This window comes from Streptomyces sp. NPDC056161, assembly GCF_042268025.1.
In the GTDB taxonomy this organism is placed as follows: domain Bacteria; phylum Actinomycetota; class Actinomycetes; order Streptomycetales; family Streptomycetaceae; genus Streptomyces.
The window spans coordinates 41,893-64,506 of record NZ_JBHJUV010000004.1; the positions used below are offsets into that span (position 1 = coordinate 41,893).

General features: G+C 73.1%; 16 protein-coding genes. 11 read left to right on the top strand and 5 right to left on the bottom strand.

Annotated features, from left to right (window positions below; all coding sequences use genetic code 11):
- Positions 1-74 precede the first annotated feature (74 nt).
- On the bottom strand, positions 75-1,757 hold the full coding sequence (locus ACFC09_RS05390) for a DUF5691 domain-containing protein (protein ID WP_376524393.1): 1,683 nt from the start codon (positions 1,755-1,757) through the stop codon (positions 75-77).
- A gap of 245 nt (positions 1,758-2,002) precedes the next feature.
- Entirely contained in the window at positions 2,003-3,358 is a 1,356-nt protein-coding gene (locus ACFC09_RS05395; protein WP_376524157.1) for an SWIM zinc finger family protein, read from the bottom strand.
- A gap of 133 nt (positions 3,359-3,491) precedes the next feature.
- Between ACFC09_RS05395 and ACFC09_RS05400 the strand changes: the two genes are divergently transcribed.
- The 5 genes from ACFC09_RS05400 (at position 3,492) to sucD (ending at position 11,750) form a co-directional block, all read left to right on the top strand.
- On the top strand, positions 3,492-4,637 hold the full coding sequence (locus ACFC09_RS05400) for an AAA family ATPase (protein WP_376524158.1): 1,146 nt from the start codon (positions 3,492-3,494) through the stop codon (positions 4,635-4,637).
- Complete coding sequence (locus tag ACFC09_RS05405; RefSeq protein WP_376524159.1) at positions 4,634-7,174, top strand: DUF5682 family protein; 2,541 nt, start codon at positions 4,634-4,636, stop codon at positions 7,172-7,174. Before ACFC09_RS05400 ends, ACFC09_RS05405 begins: the two co-directional genes overlap by 4 nt.
- A gap of 407 nt (positions 7,175-7,581) precedes the next feature.
- Positions 7,582-8,709: a VWA domain-containing protein gene (locus ACFC09_RS05410; RefSeq protein WP_376524395.1), complete on the top strand. Its 1,128-nt coding sequence runs from the start codon at positions 7,582-7,584 to the stop codon at positions 8,707-8,709.
- A gap of 949 nt (positions 8,710-9,658) precedes the next feature.
- Complete coding sequence (gene sucC, locus ACFC09_RS05415; protein WP_376524160.1) at positions 9,659-10,837, top strand: ADP-forming succinate--CoA ligase subunit beta; 1,179 nt, start codon at positions 9,659-9,661, stop codon at positions 10,835-10,837.
- 28 nt (positions 10,838-10,865) lie between these two features.
- The gene (gene sucD, locus ACFC09_RS05420) at positions 10,866-11,750 is read left to right on the top strand and encodes a succinate--CoA ligase subunit alpha (protein WP_376524161.1); all 885 of its coding nucleotides are present in this window, start codon (positions 10,866-10,868) and stop codon (positions 11,748-11,750) included.
- A gap of 234 nt (positions 11,751-11,984) precedes the next feature.
- Here the strand turns inward: sucD and ACFC09_RS05425 are convergent, their stop codons facing one another.
- The gene (locus ACFC09_RS05425) at positions 11,985-12,920 is read right to left on the bottom strand and encodes a sigma factor-like helix-turn-helix DNA-binding protein (protein WP_376524162.1); all 936 of its coding nucleotides are present in this window, start codon (positions 12,918-12,920) and stop codon (positions 11,985-11,987) included.
- Positions 12,921-13,019: 99 nt separating this feature from the next.
- Between ACFC09_RS05425 and ACFC09_RS05430 the strand changes: the two genes are divergently transcribed.
- Positions 13,020-14,858: a DUF6350 family protein gene (locus ACFC09_RS05430; RefSeq protein WP_376524163.1), complete on the top strand. Its 1,839-nt coding sequence runs from the start codon at positions 13,020-13,022 to the stop codon at positions 14,856-14,858.
- A gap of 304 nt (positions 14,859-15,162) precedes the next feature.
- On the opposite strand, the gene ACFC09_RS05435 is transcribed toward ACFC09_RS05430, so the two are convergent.
- Positions 15,163-15,981 carry a hypothetical protein gene (locus tag ACFC09_RS05435; protein WP_376524164.1) on the bottom strand — a complete coding sequence of 273 codons (819 nt, stop codon included), beginning with the start codon at positions 15,979-15,981 and terminating at the stop codon, positions 15,163-15,165.
- Between the two features lie 346 nt (positions 15,982-16,327).
- Here ACFC09_RS05435 and purN point away from each other — a divergent pair, with 346 nt between their 5' ends.
- Together purN and purH are read left to right on the top strand one after the other, a co-directional pair.
- Positions 16,328-16,957 carry a phosphoribosylglycinamide formyltransferase gene (gene purN, locus ACFC09_RS05440; protein WP_376524165.1) on the top strand — a complete coding sequence of 210 codons (630 nt, stop codon included), beginning with the start codon at positions 16,328-16,330 and terminating at the stop codon, positions 16,955-16,957.
- Positions 16,954-18,552: a bifunctional phosphoribosylaminoimidazolecarboxamide formyltransferase/IMP cyclohydrolase gene (gene purH / locus ACFC09_RS05445; RefSeq protein ID WP_376524166.1), complete on the top strand. Its 1,599-nt coding sequence runs from the start codon at positions 16,954-16,956 to the stop codon at positions 18,550-18,552. Before purN ends, purH begins: the two co-directional genes overlap by 4 nt.
- A gap of 149 nt (positions 18,553-18,701) precedes the next feature.
- Here the strand turns inward: purH and ACFC09_RS05450 are convergent, their stop codons facing one another.
- Complete coding sequence (locus tag ACFC09_RS05450) at positions 18,702-19,412, bottom strand: RDD family protein (RefSeq protein WP_376524167.1); 711 nt, start codon at positions 19,410-19,412, stop codon at positions 18,702-18,704.
- Between the two features lie 315 nt (positions 19,413-19,727).
- On the opposite strand from ACFC09_RS05450, the gene ACFC09_RS05455 reads away from it, so the two are divergent.
- The 3 genes from ACFC09_RS05455 to ACFC09_RS05465 all read left to right on the top strand — a co-directional run bounded on the left by ACFC09_RS05455 (position 19,728) and on the right by ACFC09_RS05465 (position 22,454).
- The gene (locus tag ACFC09_RS05455) at positions 19,728-20,582 is read left to right on the top strand and encodes a bifunctional methylenetetrahydrofolate dehydrogenase/methenyltetrahydrofolate cyclohydrolase (RefSeq protein WP_376524168.1); all 855 of its coding nucleotides are present in this window, start codon (positions 19,728-19,730) and stop codon (positions 20,580-20,582) included.
- A complete protein-coding gene (locus ACFC09_RS05460; RefSeq protein ID WP_376524169.1) occupies positions 20,572-21,045 on the top strand; it encodes a DUF3017 domain-containing protein in 474 nt (157 codons plus the stop codon). Before ACFC09_RS05455 ends, ACFC09_RS05460 begins: the two co-directional genes overlap by 11 nt.
- Positions 21,046-21,566: 521 nt before the next feature.
- A complete protein-coding gene (locus ACFC09_RS05465) occupies positions 21,567-22,454 on the top strand; it encodes a DUF2690 domain-containing protein (protein ID WP_376524170.1) in 888 nt (295 codons plus the stop codon).
- The last annotated feature ends 160 nt before the right edge of the window (positions 22,455-22,614 follow it).

The following is a 22,614-nucleotide window of genomic DNA, read 5'->3' on the forward strand; positions in this document are numbered from 1 at the left end:
GGGGGCCGGGCGTCCGCGTAGGGGCGCTGGGTACGGTGCGCTCAGCCACCACCTGCCCGCGGCCGAGCAACGGCCTACCCCGGCTCCCCCAGCGGACCGCCCAGCTCACGGGCCATGTCCGCCCGCAACCGCAAGGTCGTCACGAGCCGCTGGAACGCTTCCGCCCAGTACCCGCCGGCGCCCGGTGACGCGTCCTCCCCCTCCTCCGGCACGGCCAGCAGCCCGTCCAGCCGTGACGCCTCCGCGGGATCAAGACACCGCTCGGCGAGCCCCATCACCCCGCTGAAACTCCAGGGATAGCTCCCCGCGTCCCGGGCGATGTCGAGCGCGTCCACCACCGCCCGGCCGAGCGGTTCCGTCCAGGGCACGGCACACACCCCGAGCAGCTGGAACGCCTCGGACAGGCCGTGCATCGCGATGAAGCCGGCCACCCAGTCGGCCCTTTCGCCGGCACCGAGCGCGCCCAGCAGCTTCGCCCGCTCGGCGAGGGACACGGCGCCCGGCCCGCCCGCCTCGGGCGCGCCGGGCGTCCCGAGCAGCGCCCGGGACCACTCCGTGTCCCGCTGCCGCGCCGCCGCCCGGCACCAGGCCGCGTGCAGCTCGGCCTGCCAGCCGTCCGCCACCGGCAGCGCCACGATCTCCCGCGGCGTACGCCCGCCGAGCCGCCGTGACCACGTACCGAGCGGTGCCGCCTCCAGCAGCTGGCCCAACCACCAGGACCGTTCGCCTCGCCCTGTGGGAGGTTTGGCCACCACGCCGTCCCGCTCCATCGCCGCGTCGCACTCGGGCGGCGCCTCGACCGCGATCGTCGGATCGCCGCGCGTGTGGTCGATGGCGACACAGGCCCCGGCCCGGACCGCCATCCGCGCCGCCAGCGCCGAATCGGGCAGCGCGGACAGCAACTCCGCGGCCATCGCCCGCACATTCCGGCTGCGGTCGGCCAACGCCCGCTCCAGGAACGGCTCGTCAGGGGCGTCCAGACCCGCGCGCAGTGAGTCGAGGAACATCAGCCGGTCCTCGGCGCGCTCCGCCGACCACGTCGATGTCAGCAACTCGCGGCCCATCACGGGTCTGGACGCGCGGATCGCCGCGAGCAGGGCCACTCGCTCGGCGAACAGGCCCTCCTCCCACAGCCGTTGCACCTCGGCGGCGTCGTCGAGGTCCGGCAGCGCCGCACCGCCGCCCGGTGCCGCGCGCAGGGCGAACCGCCAGTCCGGGTTGAGCCGGGCCAGCCACAGCCCCCGCGGCCCGGCGAACGCGAGCGCCGCGGGGCGCAGGTCCGTGCGCCCCCGGGCCGCGTCCAGCAGCGTGGGCAGGGCCTCCGGAGGCGCGGCATAGCCGTGCGCGTTCGCCGTCGCCAGCCACTGCGGCAGCAGCTCCATCAGGTCGGGCGCGGCGCCGCGGCGACCGCCGCCGGTGCCGGGACGGTCGGCCAGCAGCAGGGCGAGCCGATTCGCCGCGGCGGCGGGCAGGGCGGGACGCGGGTCCTCGGCGGCCGGCTCCGGGCGCCGCGCCGCCGCAGCCGGGCGCAGGCCCGCCCGTCGCCGTACGGTCGCCAGGGCCGCCGCGTCCAGCAGCGCCACGGGTGCCTCGCGGCCCTGCCCCCCGCCTCTGGGCGGACGCCGGTCGGTGCCGAGCAGCGCCGTGGTGACGAGATCCTCCCAGGCGCCGACGGTGTTGGTGGCGGTGGCGGTGACGGTGGCGGTGGAGGTGGAGGTGGAGGAGGTGGTGGCGGTCACGGCGTTCGTGGTGTTCATGGCGTTCGTGGCGTTCGCGCTGTTCGTGGCGCCTGCCGGAGCGGCGGTGCCGGACTCCTGGGTGGCGGCATCGGATGTCTGGGCAGTGATCCCGGTCTCCTGGTCGGCGGCATCGGACGTCTGGTCGGCGACACCGGTCTCCTGAGCGGTGGCACCGGCATCTTGGGCGGCGGTGCCGGACTCCTGGACGGTGGCGCCGTTCATACGACTCCTTCTGGTCGGGGATCCCGCGGGCTCCGGTCGGTTCAGCACAGCGCCACCGCCTTCCCCTCGCCCTCCGGCCAGGCCGTCAGCGGAGTGAAGCCCCCGTGGCCGCACTCGCCGAACACTTTGACCGGGGCGCCGCCGGAGAGGGCGACCAGTCGCCACAACCCGGAGCGGGAGCGCGCGGCCGGCGTCAGCGGCAGCGCACCCGCCCCGTCGGCGTCCGCCAGCTGCCAGGTGCCGCCGTCCGGCGTGGGGACGACCCGGTCCAACGTCACCGGCACCGCGTCCAGCCACGGGTCGTCCCTCAGTGCTTCGCCGTACCGGGCGATCGCCCGCGCAGTCGTCTCGCCCGGTGGCCGGGTCGCGGCGGGTGCGGGTGGCGCGAACTGCTCCCCCAGCGTGGCGCGCGACTGGCCGGCGCCGGGGTGGACGGACACCTCCGCCTCCAGTGCCAGCCCGATCGGCAGGGCCTGCTCGGGGGCCCGGCCCGCCGCGCCGTAGGAGAGGAGCAGACAGACGCGGGCCGACTCTTCGCCGTACAGCCAGATCCGGCGCGTCGTCAGCTTCGCGTCCGCCGTGTCGTACTGGGCGAGGACCAGCCAGCGGTCCCGTACCGCCGGGCCGTCCGCCGTGGCGGGCAGGCCGATCCGGGAACGGACCGTCGCCGCGAGGCCGTCCGGCAGCCGGTCCCGGCGCAGCCAGCCCTGGTCGAGGAGGTGCAGCAGCGCGCACTCCTCCAGCAGCCGCACCGGCCAGCCCGGCCCGGAACCGGGCAGGGCGCCCAACTCCCGCACCCGCGCGGCCAGTCCGGGGGCCTGCGCGTCGACCATGCGGGCCGCGGTCTCCTCCCACAGCCCGTACCCCGCCTGCTCCGCTGAGGCCAGCCCGCCGCGCAGCAGGTCGGTCAGGCGCTGCTCCAGCTCCGTCGCGCCCGCCGTGACCCGCTCGGCCCGGCGCTCCGCCCGGCGCCGCGCGGCCTCGGGATCACCGGATCCGGCGGCGGACCCGGCCGCGACCGACTGCCGTTTCTCCTGCGCGCGCTGTTTCCGCCCCGTTGTCCACTGCTCCGCCCAGTCCGGCGCCTGCCCCGTCGGCACCGCGGCGGCCCCGCCCGCCCACAGCAGCAGCAGTCCGAGCGCGTGCTTGCACGGGAACTTGCGGCTCGGACAACTGCACTTGTACGCGGGGCCGGACGCGTCCGCGACGTCCACCACCGTCTGATACGGCTTGCTGCCAGTGCCCTTGCACAGTCCCCACACCGTCCCCTCGCCGGAACTCCCCGCCTCGGTCCACGGCCCGGCCGTGCCGAGTTTGCTTCCCGCTTTGCGTGATGCCGCGTCAGGCGCCAGTGCCAGCACCTGGTCCGCGGTCCAGCGCACCCCCTGCTGAGTCATGCCATCGAAGGTAGATCCCACCACTGACAATCGGACCGGCCGAAGCGTTTTCGCAGGTCAGGACGGATTGTCAGTGGTGTGGTGCACGGTGGACACCAGATCCGAACCGGCCGAGCTGGAGGGGGCCTCAGCCATGTCTGTGTCCGTGGAACCTACGTCCGTCGAACCGAGCCAGAACCACTCCGCGCCCGCGAACGCGGGGCAGGAGCTGCGCCCGCACGCCGAGGACGCCTTCGCCGCCGAACTCGCGGCGCTCGCCGCGCAGGACGACCGCCCGCGCCCGGCCCGCTGGAAGCTGTCGCCGTGGGCGGTCGCCACCTACCTGCTCGGCGGCACACTCCCCGACGGCACGGTGATCACACCGAAGTACGTGGGTCCGCGCCGCATCGTCGAGGTGGCCGTCACCACGCTCGCCACCGACCGCGCCCTGCTCCTGCTCGGCGTGCCCGGCACCGCGAAGACCTGGGTGTCCGAACACCTGGCCGCCGCGGTCAGCGGCGACTCGACGCTGCTGGTGCAGGGCACGGCGGGCACCCCCGAGGAGGCCATCCGCTACGGCTGGAACTACGCGCGGCTGCTCGCCCACGGCCCGAGCCGGGACGCCCTCGTGCCCAGCCCGGTGATGCGGGCCATGGCGGAGGGCATGACCGCCCGGGTGGAGGAGCTGACCCGGATCCCGGCCGATGTGCAGGACACGCTGATCACCATCCTGTCCGAGAAGACGCTGCCGATACCGGAGCTGGGCCAGGAGGTGCAGGCGGTCCGCGGCTTCAACCTGATCGCCACGGCCAACGACCGCGACCGCGGGGTCAACGACCTCTCCAGCGCCCTGCGCCGCCGCTTCAACACGGTGGTGCTGCCGCTGCCGGCCGACACCGACGCCGAGGTCGACATCGTCTCGCGCCGTGTCGACCAGATCGGCCGCTCCCTCGACCTGCCCACGGCGCCCGACGGCATCGACGAGATCCGCCGCGTCGTGACCGTCTTCCGCGAACTGCGCGACGGCATCACCGCCGACGGCCGTACGAAGCTCAAGTCGCCCAGCGGCACCCTGTCCACCGCCGAGGCCATCTCCGTCGTCACCAGCGGGCTCGCCCTGGCCGCCCACTTCGGCGACGGTGTGCTGCGGGCGGGCGACGTCGCCGCGGGCATCCTGGGCGCCGTCGTCCGTGACCCGGCGGCCGACCGCGTCGTCTGGCAGGAGTACCTGGAGACCGTCGTCCGCGAGCGGGACGGCTGGAAGGACTTCTACCGCGCCTGCCGGGAGGTGAGCGCGTGAGTGACGCCGGACCTCTGCTGCTCGGCGTGCGGCACCACGGGCCGGGCTCGGCGCGGGCCGTGCGGGCCGCGCTGGACGCCGCCGCGCCCCGAGCCGTGCTGATCGAGGGGCCGCCCGAGGCCGACGCCCTCGTCCCGCTGGCCGCCGACCCGGACATGCGGCCCCCGGTCGCGCTCCTCGCCCACGCCGTGGACGAGCCCGGCCACTCGGCGTTCTGGCCGCTGGCCGAGTTCTCCCCGGAGTGGGTGGCCCTCCGATGGGCCTTGGAACACGACGTGCCGGCCCGTTTCATCGACCTGCCCGCCACGCACACCCTGGCGTGGCGGAAGGAAGAGGAAGAACAGCCGCCGCCCGCGGGCGGCCCCGAAGAGTCGCCTTCGCCCTCCTCGCCCTCCTCGCCCGCCGACCCGCCCGCCCCTTCCACCTCCTCCACCTCCTCTTCCACCTCCTCCACCCCGTCCGCCCCCGCTGTTCCTTCCGTCCCTCCCGTCGATCACGCCCTGCGGCTCGACCCGCTGGCGGTGCTCGCCGAGACCGCCGGTTACGACGACCCCGAGCGCTGGTGGGAGGACGTCGTCGAGCACCGGGGGGCCGCGGACCCGGGGGAGGGGGCGGCGGGGCGGGAGGCCGCGCTCGCACCGTTCGTCGCCCTGGAGGAGGCGATGGGGGCGCTGCGGGAGACGTACGGCTCCGGTGGCCACGACCGGGACCTGGTGCGGGAGGCCCATATGCGCCTGCAACTACGGGCAGCGCGGCGTGAGTTCGGTGACGGCGTGGCGGTCGTGTGCGGGGCCTGGCACGTGCCGGCGCTGCGCCGGAGGCACGCCGTCACCGCCGACCGGGCGCTGTTGAAGGGCCTTCCCAAGGTCAAGGCGGACATGACCTGGGTGCCGTGGACGCACCGCAGGCTGTCCCGGAGCAGCGGCTACGGCGCGGGCATCGACTCCCCCGGTTGGTACGGACACCTGTTCGGCGCGCGGGACCGGCCCGTCGAGCGGTGGCTGACCAAGGTGGCGGAGCTGCTGCGCGAGGAGGACCGGATCGTGTCGTCCGCGCACGTCATCGAGGCGGTCCGGCTGGCCGGGACGCTCGCCGCGATGCGCGGACGCCCGCTGCCGGGACTGACCGAGACGACCGACGCGGTGCGCGCCGTGATGTGCGACGGCTCCGACGTGCCACTGGCGCTCGTGCACGACCGGCTGGTGGTCGGCGACGTCCTCGGGGAGGTGCCGGACACGGCGCCCGCCGTGCCGTTGCAGCGGGACCTGACCCTGCTCCAACGACGGTTGCGGCTCAAGCCCGAGGCACTGGACCGGGAGGCGGAGCTGGACCTGCGCAAGGAGACCGACGGCGGGCGCAGCCGGCTGCTGCACCGGCTGCGGCTGCTGGGCATCCACTGGGGCGAGCCGGTCTCGTCACGCGGCAGTACGGGTACGTTCCGGGAGACCTGGCGGCTGCGCTGGGAACCGGAACTGTCCGTCCGGGTCGCGGAGGCCGGGGTGTGGGGCACGACCGTCGCCGCCGCCGCGACCGCCAAGGCCGAGGCGGACGCCACGGGCGCCCAGGCACTCGCCGAGGTGACCGCGCTGGCCGAGCACTGCCTGCTGGCCGGACTGCGCGACGCGCTCCCGGTGGTGATGCGGGTCCTCGCCGACCGGGCGGCACTCGACGCCGACGTCGGTCACCTGGCGCAGGCCCTTCCCGCCCTGGTCCGTTCGCTGCGCTACGGCGACGTGCGCGGCACGGACACCCAGTCGCTCGCCGAGGTCGCGGCGGGGCTCGCCGAGCGGATCTTCGTCGGACTGCCGCCCGCCTGCACCGCACTCGACGCGGACGCTGCCGAGCACATGCGCGGCCAGGTGGACGCGGTGCACGGCGCGGTGGGGCTCCTCGCCGAGAGTTCCCCCGCCGGCCACGGCGACCTGCGCGGCCGCTGGCGCTCCGTACTGCGGTCGCTGTCCGGCAGGGACAGCGTGCCCGGAACCATCCGCGGCCGGGCCGTGCGGCTCCTGCTGGACGAGGGGGAGGTCGGCCAGGACGAGGCGGCCCGGCTGATGGGGCTCGTGCTCTCCCCGGGCACACCGCCGCCGGACGCCGCCGCGTGGATCGAAGGCTTCGTGGGCGGCGGCGGAGGCATGCTGCTCGTGCACGACGAGCGGCTGCTGGGGCTGATCGACGCATGGCTGACCGGGGTGCCGGCGGAGGCGTTCACCGACGTACTGCCGCTGTTGCGGCGGACGTTCTCGTCGTACGAACCGGGTGTGCGGCGCACCCTCGGCGAACTGGTACGGCGCGGCCCTGGGACAACGGGCGACGCGAGCGCAGGCCGGGCGCCGGGCACGACCGGTTTCGCGCCGGAACCGGACTCCGAGCGCGCGGACGCCGTAGTGCCGCTGGTACGGCTGCTGCTCGGCCTGGACACCGACGGCGGTGGGGTCCCGGGGACTTCGGGAGCCCGGGAGACGGGGGCCGACGGCGAGAGCCCGGCGGACGCCACCGGCGTCCACGGCGACGACCTGGTGGGGGCAGGCACATGACGACCACGGAGACCAAGACGGCCACGGAGACGACGGAGACCGTGGAAACCGTGGAGACCACAGTGCCCGAGAGGGCCGCGGAGCCCGAGAGGGCCGCGGAGCCCGAGACGGCCGCGGAGCCCGGGAGGATCGAGGAGGCGGGGAGGATCGAGGAGGCGGGGAGGATCGAGGAGGCGGGGAGGATCGAGGAGGCGGGGAGGATCGAGGAGCCGGGGACATCGGCGGCGTCCGGGACGGGCGCGGAGCCCGAGACGGGCGCGGAGCCCGAGACGGCTACCGAGGCCGAGACGGTCACCGAGGCCGAGACGGCCTCAGCCGAGTTCCCGGCGGCGGGGACGGTCGAGACCACGACGGCCGCGGTCGAGCCGGCGCCTCCCGCTGACCTCGGCGAGGCCGCCCAGGAGCGGCTGCGGCGCTGGCGCCTGGTGCTCGGCGGCGAGTCCGCCGACGGGACCGGATGCACCCTGCGCGGACAGGACGCGGCCATGGACGGGGCGCTGACCGCGCTCTACGGGAAGGGGGACAGACCTCAGTCGGGACGGGACCGTACGGCGGGGCTCGGGGCGTCCGCACCCTCCGTGGCCCGCTGGCTCGGCGACATCCGGACCTACTTCCCCTCCTCCGTCGTCCAGGTCATGCAGCGCGACGCCATCGACCGGCTCGGACTGGACTCCCTGCTGCTGGAACCGGAGATGCTGGAGGCGGTGGAGGCCGATGTGCACCTCGTCGGCACACTGCTCTCGCTCAACAAGGCGATGCCGGAGACCACGAAGGAGACCGCGAGGGCTGTCGTGCGCAAGGTCGTCGAGGACCTGGAGAAGCGGCTCGCCACCCGTACCCGGGCCACGCTCACCGGCGCCCTCGACCGCAGCGCCCGCATCAACCGGCCGCGCCACCAGGACATCGACTGGAACCGTACGATCGCGGCCAACCTCAAGCACTACCTGCCCGAGTACCGCACGATCGTGCCGGAGCGGCTCATCGGCTACGGGCGCGCCTCGCGGTCCGTGAAGAAGGAAGTCGTCCTCTGTATCGACCAGTCGGGATCGATGGCGGCGTCCGTCGTCTACGCCTCCGTGTTCGGGGCGGTGCTGGCGTCCATGCGGTCCATCGACACCCGGCTCGTCGTCTTCGACACGGCCGTCGTCGACCTCACCGACCAACTGGACGACCCGGTCGACGTCCTGTTCGGTACGCAACTCGGCGGTGGCACGGACATCAACCGGGCGCTCGCCTACTGCCAGTCGCAGATCACCCGGCCGACGGAGACGGTGGTCGTCCTCATCAGCGACCTGTACGAGGGCGGCATACGGAACGAGATGCTCAAGCGGGTCGCGGCGATGAAGGCGTCGGGAGTGCAGTTCGTGACTCTGCTCGCGCTGTCGGACGAGGGGGCGCCCGCATACGACCATGAACACGCCGCCGCGCTGGCCGCGTTGGGCGCACCGGCCTTCGCGTGCACGCCCGACCTGTTCCCCGACATCATGGCGGCGGCGATCGAGAGGCGCCCGCTGCCGATACCGGACGGCGGGTGAGGTCGAGGCCAGGGGGGTGATTACCGATCCCGGCGTGCGGCGTTGCGCTTACGGCGCGGCGCGGCGCGGCTCGCGGCGCAGTCGTTCAGAGCCCCCGTGCGGGTCCCCGTCTGCCCGCCTCGACGGGAGTGGGTTGTGTGACGCACCGGGTCACGTGACGCACGTGACCCGCCATGACCTGCGTGAACCGTGTGATCCACGTGGGCACTCGGGACCGGTCCGACGGCTGTGCCGGGTCTGACGTCTGTGCCCGGTCCGACGGGTCCGGTCCGACGCCCGTGTCCGGACGGGCACAGGCGCCCTCACTGACGAGGCTGACGGCTCTGACAAGAGTGACGAGGCCGACAGCTGTGACCTGACAACCGCGAGGGGGCTGATGAGCGTGATGAGTGTGACGGGTGTGGCAGAGGCGACCACCGGCTCACCACCGGCACCACCGGCGGCACGGGAATCACCGGCCCCACGGGAATCGTTGGCACCGGCACCACCGGCACCACCGCTGAGGGGGCCCACGGTCGCTGAGCCGGCCGCCCCCGTCGACTCCGTGGTGGTCGGAGCCGGGCGGTCGAATGCCGTCGGTGCGTCCGGTCCGTATCCCGCGGGCGGGCGGGTCGGTCCTCATTGGGGTGGGGATCAGCCGCCCCGGGCCCCCTTTCGGGCCCTACCAGGGGCCCCACCGGGTCAACCCCAGCCCGGTGGGGCCTCGCGCCGTCGGCCCGCTCTGGCACGCCGTGCCAGCAAACTCGGCATCATGTGACAGGTATCACCGCTCAGGTGTGACCCGCGATTTAGAGGCCCCCCTGAACCAGCGATAACCTGCGAGGCGGACATGCCGCGCGCTCGGACACCGTGTGCGCCTCCCTAGTGACACATGCGGACGTCACGTTGCCCTTCGCGGCACGCCCACGCATCCAACGAACCGCGAGATCACTGATAGGGACGGAAGCGCGTGGACCTGTTCGAGTACCAGGCGAGGGACCTCTTCGCCAAGCACGATGTACCGGTGCTGGCCGGTGAAGTCATCGACACGCCTGAGGCGGCGCGCGGGATCACCGAGCGGCTGGGCGGCAAGTCCGTCGTCAAGGCGCAGGTGAAGGTCGGTGGTCGTGGCAAGGCCGGCGGTGTCAAGCTGGCCGCCTCCGCGGACGAGGCCGTCGCTCGGGCGACGGACATCCTCGGCATGGACATCAAGGGCCACACGGTCCACAAGGTCATGATCGCCGAGACCGCCCCGGAGATCGTCGAGGAGTACTACGTCTCCTTCCTCCTCGACCGCGCCAACCGCACGTTCCTCTCCATCGCCTCGGTCGAGGGCGGCATGGAGATCGAGGAGGTGGCGGCCACCCGCCCCGAGGCGGTCGCCAAGACCCCGATCGACGCGATCGACGGTGTGACCCCGGAGAAGGCCCGCGAGATCGTCGAGGCGGCGAAGTTCCCCGCCGAGGTCGCCGACAAGGTCGCGAACGTCCTGGTCAAGCTGTGGGACACCTTCATCAAGGAGGACGCCCTCCTGGTCGAGGTGAACCCGCTGGCCAAGGTCGCCTCCGGTGAGGTCATCGCCCTCGACGGCAAGGTGTCCCTGGACGACAACGCCGAGTTCCGGCACCCCGACTTCGAGGAGCTCCACGACAAGGCCGCGGCCAACCCGCTGGAGGCCGCCGCCAAGGAGAAGAACCTCAACTACGTCAAGCTCGACGGCGAGGTCGGCATCATCGGCAACGGCGCCGGCCTGGTCATGTCGACCCTGGACGTCGTCGCGTACGCCGGTGAGAAGCACGGCGGCGTCAAGCCCGCCAACTTCCTCGACATCGGTGGCGGTGCCTCCGCCCAGGTCATGGCGAACGGCCTGGAGATCATCCTCGGCGACCCGGACGTCAAGTCCGTGTTCGTCAACGTCTTCGGTGGCATCACCGCCTGTGACGAGGTCGCCAACGGCATCGTGCAGGCCCTGAAGCTCCTGGAGGACAAGGGCGAGGACGTCACCAAGCCGCTCGTCGTCCGCCTCGACGGCAACAACGCCGAGCTGGGCCGCAAGATCCTCTCCGACGCCGCCCACCCGCTGGTGCAGCGCGTCGACACCATGGACGGCGCGGCCGACAAGGCCGCCGAGCTGGCCGCCGCCAAGTAAGCACCTAGGACGAGGACATCAAGACACCATGGCTATCTGGCTCAACAAGGACAGCAAGGTCATCGTCCAGGGCATGACCGGCGCCACCGGCATGAAGCACACCAAGCTCATGCTCGGCGACGGCACCAACGTCGTGGGCGGCGTGAACCCGCGCAAGGCGGGTCAGACCGTGGACTTCGACGGCACCGAGGTACCCGTCTTCGGCACCGTCAAGGAGGCCATCGAGAAGACCGGCGCCGACGTCTCCGTCATCTTCGTACCGGAGAAGTTCACCAAGGACGCGGTCGTCGAGGCCATCGAGGCCGAGATCCCGCTGGCCGTCGTGATCACCGAGGGTATCGCCGTGCACGACTCGGCCTCCTTCTGGGCGTACGCCGGCAAGAAGGGCAACAAGACCCGCATCATCGGCCCGAACTGCCCCGGCATCATCACCCCGGGCCAGTCGAACGTCGGCATCATCCCGGGCGACATCACCAAGCCGGGCCGCATCGGCCTGGTCTCCAAGTCCGGCACGCTGACCTACCAGATGATGTACGAGCTGCGGGACATCGGCTTCTCGACGGCCGTCGGCATCGGTGGCGACCCGATCATCGGCACCACCCACATCGACGCCCTGGCCGCCTTCCAGGACGACCCCGACACCGACCTGATCGTCATGATCGGTGAGATCGGCGGCGACGCCGAGGAGCGGGCCGCGGCCTTCATCAAGGAGAACGTGACCAAGCCGGTCGTCGGCTATGTCGCGGGCTTCACCGCCCCCGAGGGCAAGACCATGGGCCACGCCGGTGCCATCGTCTCCGGTTCGTCCGGCACCGCGCAGGCGAAGAAGGAGGCCCTGGAGGCCGCGGGCGTCAAGGTCGGCAAGACGCCGACCGAGACCGCCAAGCTCGCCCGCGGCATCCTCGGCAGCTGAACCCACCGGGCGCACCCGCGCCCACGCCGAGCGGGCACATGAGGCCCGCCGGCGCATGACGCCGACGGCACACGGCGCCGACCGGCGCGTCGGCGAAGGGGTCCGCATCCCATCCGGATGCGGACCCCTTCCGTCTGCCCTCTTCTCACTGGCTCACTGGCCCACCGGCTCACCCGGCTCACCGGCCCATGGGCTCACCGGCTCACCGGCTCACCGGCTCACCGGCCCATGGGCTCACCGGCTCACCGGAACCAGCCGCTCCGGTCCGTTCGTGGTCGCCGTCCGCAGCTTGGTCCTCAGCTGCTGTTCCGCGTGCGACAACGGACCCAGCGCCGCCTTGGCCGGAACGCCCCGGATCGCCTGGGCCGGTGCGAGCGGGGGCTCGTAGTGCGTCGGCGCGGTGCGCAGCGTGAGAGCCGTCGAACCGATGATGGTGATCGTGAAGGCGATGGCGGCCTGGGTCCAGAAGCGGTTCCGGCGCTCGCCGTGGGTCCGCACCGGCTCAGGCTTCGCCGGCCGCAGCCGCTCCGCGGCGGCCAGCTCCGCCAGCCGCCGGTGCAGCACCGCGGGGTCCGACACCTCGGGGACCCGCGCGGCCACCTCCGCGCGGGCGCGGGTCAGACGGCTCGCCGTCGCCGGGGTGCTGGCCTCCGTCTCCGCCGCGGTCTCGGGCAGGCCGAGCCCGACGCCGTCGTACAGCACGAGCGCGCGACGGTAGGAGGGGGGAAGCCCGAGAAGGGCGTTGAGCAGCGCGCGGTCGCCCGGGTCGGCGGGCGGGGGATCGGGATGCCGGTATCGGGGGCGGAAACGGTGCCAGGGGGAGAGGGCGTACTCGTACGCCGCCGCCCGTACCCAGCCCGCCGGGTCCCGGTCCAGGGCCACCTCCGGCCAGCTCTGCCAGGCCAGTTGAAAGGCCCGCTCCACGGATTCGCGCGCGAGTTCGGGCCGCCCGCTGAGCAGGTACGTCTGCCGTACGAGGGCGGGGGCACAGAACGCGTACAGCGCGTCGAACGCCTGAGCGGGCGTCAGGCCGGGCGGCGTCGCGTCCTCGTTCGCCAGGGGTGCCAGGCCGGGCTGGGGGGCCGTCACTTCTTGCGGTCCCGCAATGTGGTGACGGACCGTCGTCTGTTCCTCGTCGGACCGTGGTGGTGGGCTCGCAGGACTCCGCATCACCGTACGCCCTTTCGTGCGAAAAAGAACATAAACATATATTGAGCGACACTTCGGGGGTTCGCCTGTTACAGCGGGAAAGCGCGTGTCGTTGGGAGCATGGCGGGCGTGACGCAGATGACCGCTCGCCGACCGTCGTTGTCGTCCCTGCTGACCCGGCTGCGCGACCGCGCGCCCGGGTGGGGCGCGAGTCTCGTGGGCGGTGTGATCGCCGCGGGTCTCGGACTCGGCGCGGCCGCCGCGCTGGTGACGGCGCTGTGGATCAGCTCGCCGTATCCCGACAGCGGTCCGGATGGCGCGCTGCACGTCGCCGCATCGCTGTGGCTGCTCGCGCACGGCGTCGAACTGATCCGTACCGACACTCTGTCAGACACACCCGCCCCCATGGGCATCACCCCGCTGCTGCTGCTCCTGCCGCCGGTGTGGCTGCTGTACCGGGCGGCGCGCGACGCGGTGGACGCGCCCGAGGACTCCAACGGGCCGCCGGTCGCCGCGCGCACGGCGTGGGCCGGTGTCGTCCTCGGCTACCTCATCGTCGGCGTCCTCGCCACGCTGTACGCCTCCGGTGGTGCACTGCGGCCCGACTGGGTCTGGGCCGCGCTGTCTCTGCCGCTGGTCGCGGCGGGGGCTGCGGGCGTGGGGGTGTGGACGGCGTACGGCCGTCCGCTCGGGCGGCTCTCCGGTGCGTCGGCGCTGTGGCCGGGGCGGCTGCGCCGACCGGCTCCCGGGCCGGGCGCGCGCAGCGGCCTCGGTACGGCCGCGCGCGCCGCCGGGGCCGGGACCGCGGTGCTCCTGGGCGGCGGGGCGCTGCTGCTCACGGTGTCCCTGGTGACGCACGGCGGGGCGGCGCGCGGCGCATTTCTCCAGCTCACGGAGGGCTGGTCCGGGCGGTGCGCGGTGCTGCTGCTGTGCGTGGGGCTGGTGCCGAACGCGGCGGTCTGGGCGGCCGCCTACGGGCTCGGCCCCGGGTTCGTCCTTGGCACGGGGCACCTGGTGTCCCTGCTGTCCTCCGATCCCGCGCCGCTGCTGCCGCCGTTCCCCCTGCTGGCGGCGGTTCCGGACGCGGGGGCAGGCGGCCCGCTGAACTGGGCGGCCGGGGCGGTTCCCGTGATGGCGGGGCTGACGGTGGCCTGGTTCACGGCGGGATCGGCCGTGCGACGACGGTCCGTACACGGAGACACCGCTGCGGGCGCGGGTGCCGTTTCGGGTGCGGGTGCGGCTGCGGCTGTGGCTGTGGCTGTGGTTTCGGGTGCGGTTTCGGGCCGGACACCGCGGGCGGCACGGTCCGCGTGGTCGGCCGCGCGGACCGCGGGCGTGGTGGCGTTGGCGGGCGGGTTGTGCGGGGCGGTGTTCGCGCTGCTCGCCGAGACGGCCGGTGGCCCGCTCGGCAGCGCGGCGCTCGCCCGGTTCGGGCCGGTGTGGTGGCAGTCGGGCGGCGCGGCGGGGATCTGGATCGCGGGGGTGGGAATCCCGGTGGCGCTGCTGGTACGGGCGTGGCGGTTGCGGACCTGGCGGCTGCTCGGGTGGCGGCGACGGGAACGGACTACGCGGGGTACCGGTGCGGGCACGGTCAAGCCGGAGGCGGTCCGGGCGGCACAGCCCGCGGGCCGGGGCGGCGGGGCGGTCGGCGCCGCGCGCTCCGGCGGGGCTCGGTCCGGCGGGGCGGTGGGCGCCGAGGCGTACGACTTTCTGCCCGCGGTCGCGCCTCGTGCGACCTATGCGGCTGAAGTGGCCGACGTGATCGATGCGGTCGTCGCTGTGGCCGATGCTGCTGATGTGGCCAGTGCGGCCGATGTGGCCGGTGCGGCCGATATGGCCAGTGCGGGTGGTATGGCCGATGCGGGCCATGAGCAGGGCGTGCCGACCCGGCTTGACGAGGCTTCCCGGGAGGCCCGCTGGGCGGCACTGCGCGACGCCGCACCGCCGGACGGCCCGTGAGAGAGAGTCGGGAAAAGCCGCGAAACCCGCCAAACCCGCGAGGATCGAGGAGACAGCGAGCACCGCGGAGAACCGTGAGAACCGCGAAGGCAGCAAGGACCGCGAGCACCGCGAACGGCCCCTCGGCCTCCGACGGAACCGGACGCACCCGAAGGAGCCGAAGGGGGATCCGAAGGAGCCGAAGGAACCCGAAGGAGCCAAAGGGCCCGGGTCGGCCCGACCGGCTCCCGGATGGGTCGACCGGCTGGGGACGGTTCGGTGAGCGGGACCTGACGGGTTCAGCGGTGGTCCGGCCGCTCCGCGGTCAGCTGTTCGTGCCCAGCAGGCTGCGCAGCTCCTGCGGGAGCAGGTGGTTGCAGGACTGTCTGGCCTCGTTGGTGAGGGCGTCGTTCACACAGGTGTAGTAGTCGCGGTAGGCCAGCTGCGCCGTGAAGGTCGCGGCTACCACCGCGAGCGCCAGCAGCGCGGTGACCAGACCGCTGATCGCCGCCGTGGTCTGCGGGCGGCCGGTCTGCACGGGCGCCGGGCGGTCCGGGTCCGGGGTGCGCGGCTTGGCGCGCAGCGCGCTGATGCCCCAGTACAGGGCCAGCGCACCCAGCAGCAGCGCCACGTACGCCCAGCTGAAGAGGGCGAAGAAGAAGGCCCACATGCCGCACAGCAGCGCGTAGCGCGCGCGGCGCTGGGCGGGGTCCGTCGGGTCCCACCGCATGGCGGGGCCGGGGGCACCGCCGCCCGGACCCTCGGGACCGGCGCCGGGGCGCTCACCGAAGCCGCCGGGGGAGCGGCCGGGCTGCTGGTCGCTCCACTGACCGCCCCAGGGGGCGGGGCGCTGCGGGGGGCGGTTCTCGTCCGGGGCGGAGTCGTCCCCGCCGCCGACGGGTCGCCGCGGCTGCCAGGGACGGTCCGGCGTGCCCTCGGGCGGCGGCGCGAACGGATTGTCGTCCTGCGCGGCGCCGCCCCGCTCGTCCCCGTCCTGCCTGTCCGAGGGGGTGCCGGTGTGCTGTCCGCCCGAGGGCGCGTCGGGCGGCGAGGACGGCCGCTCCCGCACCAGCACGGCACCAGGCCCCCCTCCCTGCACCGACTGCGGGGGGAACGTGAGGAGTCGCAGACTGCGGTCCGGCATCAAATGAGCGTCTTCCCTAGGTGAATGAGGCTGTCCGACAAGAGCTGACACTTCGGCAACGCACCGCCCGACGACAGCGTTCCCGAGTTGCTTCGTCTCAGACGCTACCTTCCGGCCACGCCCCCGTCCCGCGGGGGCCGTTCCGAGTGCCGGTATCGTTGCTGACGGCCGACTGCTTCGTAGAGTTCCCCGGATCCAGGGGCGCGAAGCAATCGTACGAATGTACAAACCTCCGTACGGTGTTCGGCCGCCGTAGCGAAGTTCCGTGACGAAGTCCCCTACCGCAGTTCCCCAGCGAAGTCCTGTGCCGAAGTTCCCCGCAGTTCCCCCGAGAAAGGGCCCCACCGTGGCCGCCAAGCCCGAGGTCAAACGCCTCGTCGTGCTGGTCTCCGGATCCGGCAGCAATCTGCAGGCGCTCCTCGACGAGATCGCGGCCACCGGTGCCGAGCGCTACGGCGCCCGGATCGTCGCCGTCGGCGCCGACCGCGACGGCATCGAGGGGCTGGCCCGTGCCGAGCGCGCCGGGGTGCCGACCTTCGTGCGCAGGGTCAAGGACTACGGCACCCGCGAGGAATGGGACGCCGCGCTCGCCGAGGCCGTCGCCGAACACCGGCCCGATCTCGTCGTCTCGGCCGGCTTCATGAAGATCGTCGGCAAGGAGTTCCTCGCACACTACGGCGGACGGCTCGTCAACACGCATCCCGCTCTGCTGCCCAGCTTCCCGGGGGCCCACGGCGTGCGGGACGCGCTCGCGTACGGCGTCAAGGTCACCGGCTGCACCGTCCACTTCGTCGACGACGGCGTCGACACCGGGCCGATCATCGCGCAGGGCGTGGTCGAGGTCCGGGACGAGGACGACGAGAGCGCGCTGCACGAGCGCATCAAGGAAGTCGAGCGAAGGCTGCTCGTCGAGGTCGTGGGCCGGCTCGCCCGCCACGGCCATCGCATTGAGGGACGAAAGGTAGTAATCCAGTGACCTCCGAGAGCAACGGGAGCGGTACGCGGGCGATCCGTCGCGCGCTCGTCAGCGTCTACGACAAGACCGGACTCGACGAGCTGGCGCGCGGGCTGCACGAGGCCGGCGTCGCACTCGTCTCCACCGGCTCCACCGCCGGGCGGATCGCCGCGGCCGGCGTCCCCGTCACCAAGGTCGAGGACCTCACCGGTTTCCCCGAGTGCCTGGACGGCCGGGTCAAGACGCTGCACCCCAAGGTGCACGCGGGCATCCTCGCCGACCTGCGGCTGGACAGCCACCGCGAGCAGCTGGCCGAGCTGGGCGTCGAGCCGTTCGACCTCGTCGTCGTCAACCTCTACCCGTTCCGTGAGACCGTCGCCTCCGGTGCCTCGCCCGACGAGTGCGTCGAGCAGATCGACATCGGCGGGCCCTCCATGGTGCGGGCCGCCGCCAAGAACCACCCGTCCGTGGCCGTCGTCACCAGCCCCGAGCGGTACGCCGACGTCCTCGCGGCCGTGCGGGACGGCGGCTTCGACCTCGCCACCCGCAAGCGGCTGGCGGCGGAGGCGTTCCAGCACACGGCGGCGTACGACGTCGCGGTCGCGAGCTGGTTCGCGGGCGAGTACGCGCCGGTCGACGAGTCGGGCTTCCCCGACTTCCTCGGCGTCACCTGGGAGCGGGCGAACACCCTGCGCTACGGCGAGAACCCGCACCAGCCCGCCGCCCTCTACGTCGACACGGCGTCCGGCAGCGGCTCCGCCGCGGGCGGCGGCGGCCTCGCGCAGGCCGAGCAGCTGCACGGCAAGGAGATGTCGTACAACAACTACACGGACACGGACGCCGCCCGCCGTGCCGCCTACGACTACGACGAACCGTGCGTCGCGATCATCAAGCACGCCAACCCGTGCGGCATCGCGATCGGCGCGGACGTCGCCGAGGCGCACCGCAAGGCGCACGCCTGTGACCCGCTGTCGGCCTTCGGCGGTGTGATCGCCGTGAACCGGCCGGTCAGCAAGGAGATGGCGGAACAGGTCGCCGAGATCTTCACCGAGGTCATCGTCGCGCCCGACTACGAGGACGGCGCGCTTCAGGCCCTGGCGAAGAAAAAGAACATCCGGGTCCTCAAGGCACCGAACGGCCCGTCCAACCGGGTGGAGACCAAGCAGCTCGACGGTGGTGTCCTGTTGCAGGTCACCGACCGGTTCCAGGCCGACGGCGACGACCCGGCCAACTGGACGCTGGCGACCGGCGAGGCGCTCGGCGCGGACGAGCTGGCGCAGCTCGCGTTCGCCTGGAAGGCGTGCCGCGCGGTGAAGTCCAACGCCATCCTGCTCGCCAAGGACGGCGCGTCGGTGGGCGTCGGCATGGGCCAGGTCAACCGGGTCGACTCGGCGAAACTGGCCGTCGAGCGGGCCGGTGCCGAGCGCGCGCGGGGCGCGTACGCGGCCTCCGACGCGTTCTTCCCCTTCCCGGACGGCCTGGAGATCCTCACCGCGGCCGGAGTCCGGGCCGTCGTCCAGCCCGGTGGCTCGGTCCGCGACGAACTCGTCGTGGAGGCCGCCCAGAAGGCCGGCGTCACCATGTACTTCACGGGGACGCGGCACTTCTTCCACTGACGCTGATTCCCCCCGTCCGCCGGGCCGGGCCGGGCCGGGTCGGGCGCTGTCGCCGGCCCGGAACGGCCAAGGGCCGTGTCCCACTCGTACGGTGGGACACGGCCCTTGGCCGTACCTCGCGGGCCGACGCGGGTCCGCGTCCGCCCCGGTCAGCTGTTGTGCACGACCATCGTGCTCGCGGCCTTGTCGTGCCAGCCCTGCTGGCGGCCCGACTTGTCCCAGAACGGGGACAGGTACACGATCAGCGCCCCGATACCGCAGACGAAGCTGCCGACCACCGGAATGATGTAGCGGATGAGCGCCGAGCCGATGCCGGGCTTCCGGCCCGTGTCGACCTTCACCACGCGGATGCCGACGGCCAGCTTGCCCACGGTCGCCCCGACCAGAGCGGTCATCAGCCACTCGTAGAGCAGACCTATGATCGCCAGCACACCGATGACCGCGCCGAACTTGGCGACGAAGTCCGAGCTGGCGTTGTTGATGCAGGTGTCGTAGTTGGCCGCGTTGGGGTCGCAGTCCTTGGCCGCGCCGACGAGGCTGGCGAGGCCGGCGGCGGCCAGGATGCCGTAGACGACGCCGAACACGACACCGTCGATCACGCGGGCGCCGAGGCGGCGGCCCATCGACGCGACCCGCGGGCCGACACCGCCCGGATAGCCCGGCTGCTGGGGGTAACCCGGCTGCTGCGGGTAGCCGTAACCCTGCTGCGGCGGAACTCCCTGCGGCGCCTGCGGGTAGCCGTAGCCGGGCTGACCGGGTTGACCGGGCTGTCCCGGCTGGCCGGGCTGCTGCGGGTAGCCGTAACCCTGCTGGGGATTCTGCGGCTGTCCGTAGGGGTTCTGGGGCGAGCCGAAACTCATGGCGGATTTCCTCCGTTGCACTGCGGGGACGACGCGGACAGGCGCGGAGGAACGTCAGAACTTGAGCGGTTTGCCCCCCAACACGGACCGCGGTACTGCGCCGTTCATCGTTATGGCTGGGGGACCCCTTGTCCAGCCACTTACGACAGGCGTTGTGCAAGCGAAACATCAACGATCTTGGGCGAACCGGAGACGGAGGAAACGGACGGTCCCGGACCGAAGCGGCCCCGGCCGCGACGACGGAGGGGACGACGGAGGGGTCACCGACGGCCCCGGATTGGAACCAACGGGCGGTCATCCTGGAGGATGGGGGGCATGACCGCCCAGATTCTCGATGGCAAGGCCACCGCAGCCGCGATCAAGTCCGATCTGACCGCCCGCGTGGCGGCGCTGAAGGAGAAGGGCATCACGCCCGGCCTCGGCACGATCCTGGTCGGGGACGATCCCGGCAGCCAGAAGTACGTAGCCGGCAAACACCGGGACTGTGCCCAGGTGGGCATCGCCTCCATCCAGCGCGAGCTGCCCGCCACGGCGACGCAGGAGGAGATCGAGGCGGTCGTCCGCGAACTGAACGAGGACGCGGCCTGCACCGGCTACATCGTCCAGCTGCCGCTGCCCAGGGGCATCGACGAGAACCGCATCCTGGAGCTGATGGACCCGGACAAGGACGCGGACGGCCTGCACCCGATGAACCTCGGCCGTCTCGTCCTGAACGAGCCGGCCCCGCTGCCCTGCACCCCCAACGGCGTACTGACCCTGCTGCGCCGCCACGGCGTGGAGATCAAGGGTGCCGAGGTGGTGGTCGTCGGCCGCGGCGTGACCATCGGCCGGCCGATGCCGCTGCTGCTCACCCGGCGCAGTGAGAACGCCACGGTCACCCAGTGTCACACCGGCACCCGTGACCTGGCGTCCCACCTCCGGCGCGCGGACATCATCGTCGCGGCGGCCGGATCCGCCCATCTCATCCGGCCCGAGGACGTCAAGCCGGGCGCCGCGGTCCTGGACGTGGGCGTCTCGCGCAGCGCGGACGGCAAGATCGTCGGCGATGTGCACCCCGGTGTCGCCGAGGTGGCCGGGTGGATCTCCCCGAACCCGGGCGGCGTCGGCCCGATGACCCGTGCGCAACTGCTCGTCAACGTGGTCGAGGCGGCGGAGCGCAGTGCCGGCTGAGAACACCCACCAAGACGCGGAGCCGACGGTCCGCGACGCGATCAGCGCACCCGACGCGGCCGGGCGCCCCAAGCGGGTCACGCGCCGCTTCCCGCTGTTCACCAGGGACACCGCGCGCCCCGAGGGCGGCGGCCGGGCCGCCTCCGGCGACCTGCCGGCGCCGGCCCGCCAGTGGCCGATCCTCATAGTGCTGGGCACGGTCGCCCTCGGCCTGCTGCTGACCGCCCTCGATGTCTTCCGGTTCGGGATGCTGCTGGTCGGCGCCGCCCTGCTGGCCGGCGCCGCGCTGCGCTGGTTCCTGCCCGGCGTCGGCATGCTCGCCGTCCGCTCGCGCTTCACGGACATCGCCACCTACGGCGTGCTGGGGCTGGCGATCGTCCTGCTCGCGATGATGGCCCAGCCCAGACCGTGGCTGGAGATCCCGTTCCTGAAGGACACGCTGCACTTCACGATGAACCAGTAGGCGGCGCCGGCCGGTCCGGTCCGCGCCCCGCCCGAGGACGGCGGCCCGTCTCTTCCCCCGAGCCGGGACGGGCCGCCGTCGTCCCTCAACCCTCCCGTGCCGTGACCGGCCCGTTCCATGCCCGTCCGCACGCTGTGTCATGGAAGTGACCGTTCCGCGGTCATGGAAGTGACCGTTCCGCCACGGTCCGCGGGCCCTGCGGGAGGACGGGCCCTGCGGGATACGCCGTGCGGAGTGTGACGTACGGAGCGCGGCGCGTGGGCTGCGGAGCGCGGCGCGTGGGCTATGGCGCGTCGCCTGCGGTGCGTGGCCTGCGGCGCGCGGTGGTGTGTGACCGGTCGGCTCGATGCTCCAGTGCACCCTCGCCCGCGGACCTGCGGTCCGTGGGGAACGCATCCCTGTGGGTGGCCAGAACGGGGACCGGCGACGGGGCGCCACCCGCGGGGGGAACTGCGGGGACGGCGGCGGGGACCCGCCGCCGGGCACACGACAGCACCGACCGGGGGAAGAGGGGGGAACGCATGCCTCGTTGGAAAGCCCTGCCCGACCAACTCGATCCGCAGGTCAAGGAGTTCACCGGCCAATTACGACGGCTCGTGGACCGCGCGGAGCTGAGCATCGCGGCGCTGGCCGACCGCACGGGCTACAGCAAGACGTCCTGGGAGCGTTACCTCGACGGCCGGCTCCTCGCGCCGAAGGGCGCGATCGTCGCGCTCGCGGAGGTCACCGGCACCCATCCCGTCCACCTCACCACCATGTGGGAACTGGCCGAACGCTCCTGGAGCCGTTCCGAGCTGCGCCACGACCTGACCATGGAGGCGATACGCATCACCCAAGCGCGCGCCGCACGGGGGGAGTTCGGCGCGCCGCCGCGGGGACCGGACCCGGGCGCCGCCTCCGGGGGCCGGGGCGGCAGGCGGCAGGCGGCGATGTTCCTCGCCGGGTTCGTGGGGGTGCTCCTCGTCATCGCCGGTTTCCTCCTCCTGACCGGCAGAGGCAGCGACAAGAAGAACAACGGGGGCACGGCCAGGTCGCCCGCCCCGTCCACGGGCACCGCCGCCGACCTGCCCGCCGGGGTCAAGTGCGTCGGCGGCGACTGCACGGGCAAGGACGCCGAGGCCATGGGGTGCGCCGGCGACCTGGTGACCACTGCCGGGACCGCCACCGTCGGCACCGTCACCGTCGAAGTCCGTTACAGCAGGACCTGCGGCACGGTCTGGGGGCGGATCACCGGCGCGGGACCGGGTGACGAGGTCCGCCTCACCGTCGGCACCACCGCCGGCCGCACCGGCACGGTCACGGAGGCCGGCGACACCCTCGCGTACACCCCGATGGTGGCCGTACGGAACGCCACCGGGGCGAAGGCGTGCGCGACGTTGACGAACGGACGGACGGGGTGCACGCGCTAGGAACACCGGGGAGTGGGGCGGGAGTCGGGCACCGTCGGGCGGATGGGCGTACCGGGTCAAGGGCGTACGCGAGGGGTGAGGGGTGAGGAGTGAGGGCTCTACGGGGGTGGCGTACGGGAGGGGCGTGCGGTGGGGGCGTGCGGCGGGAGCCAGGCTGCGG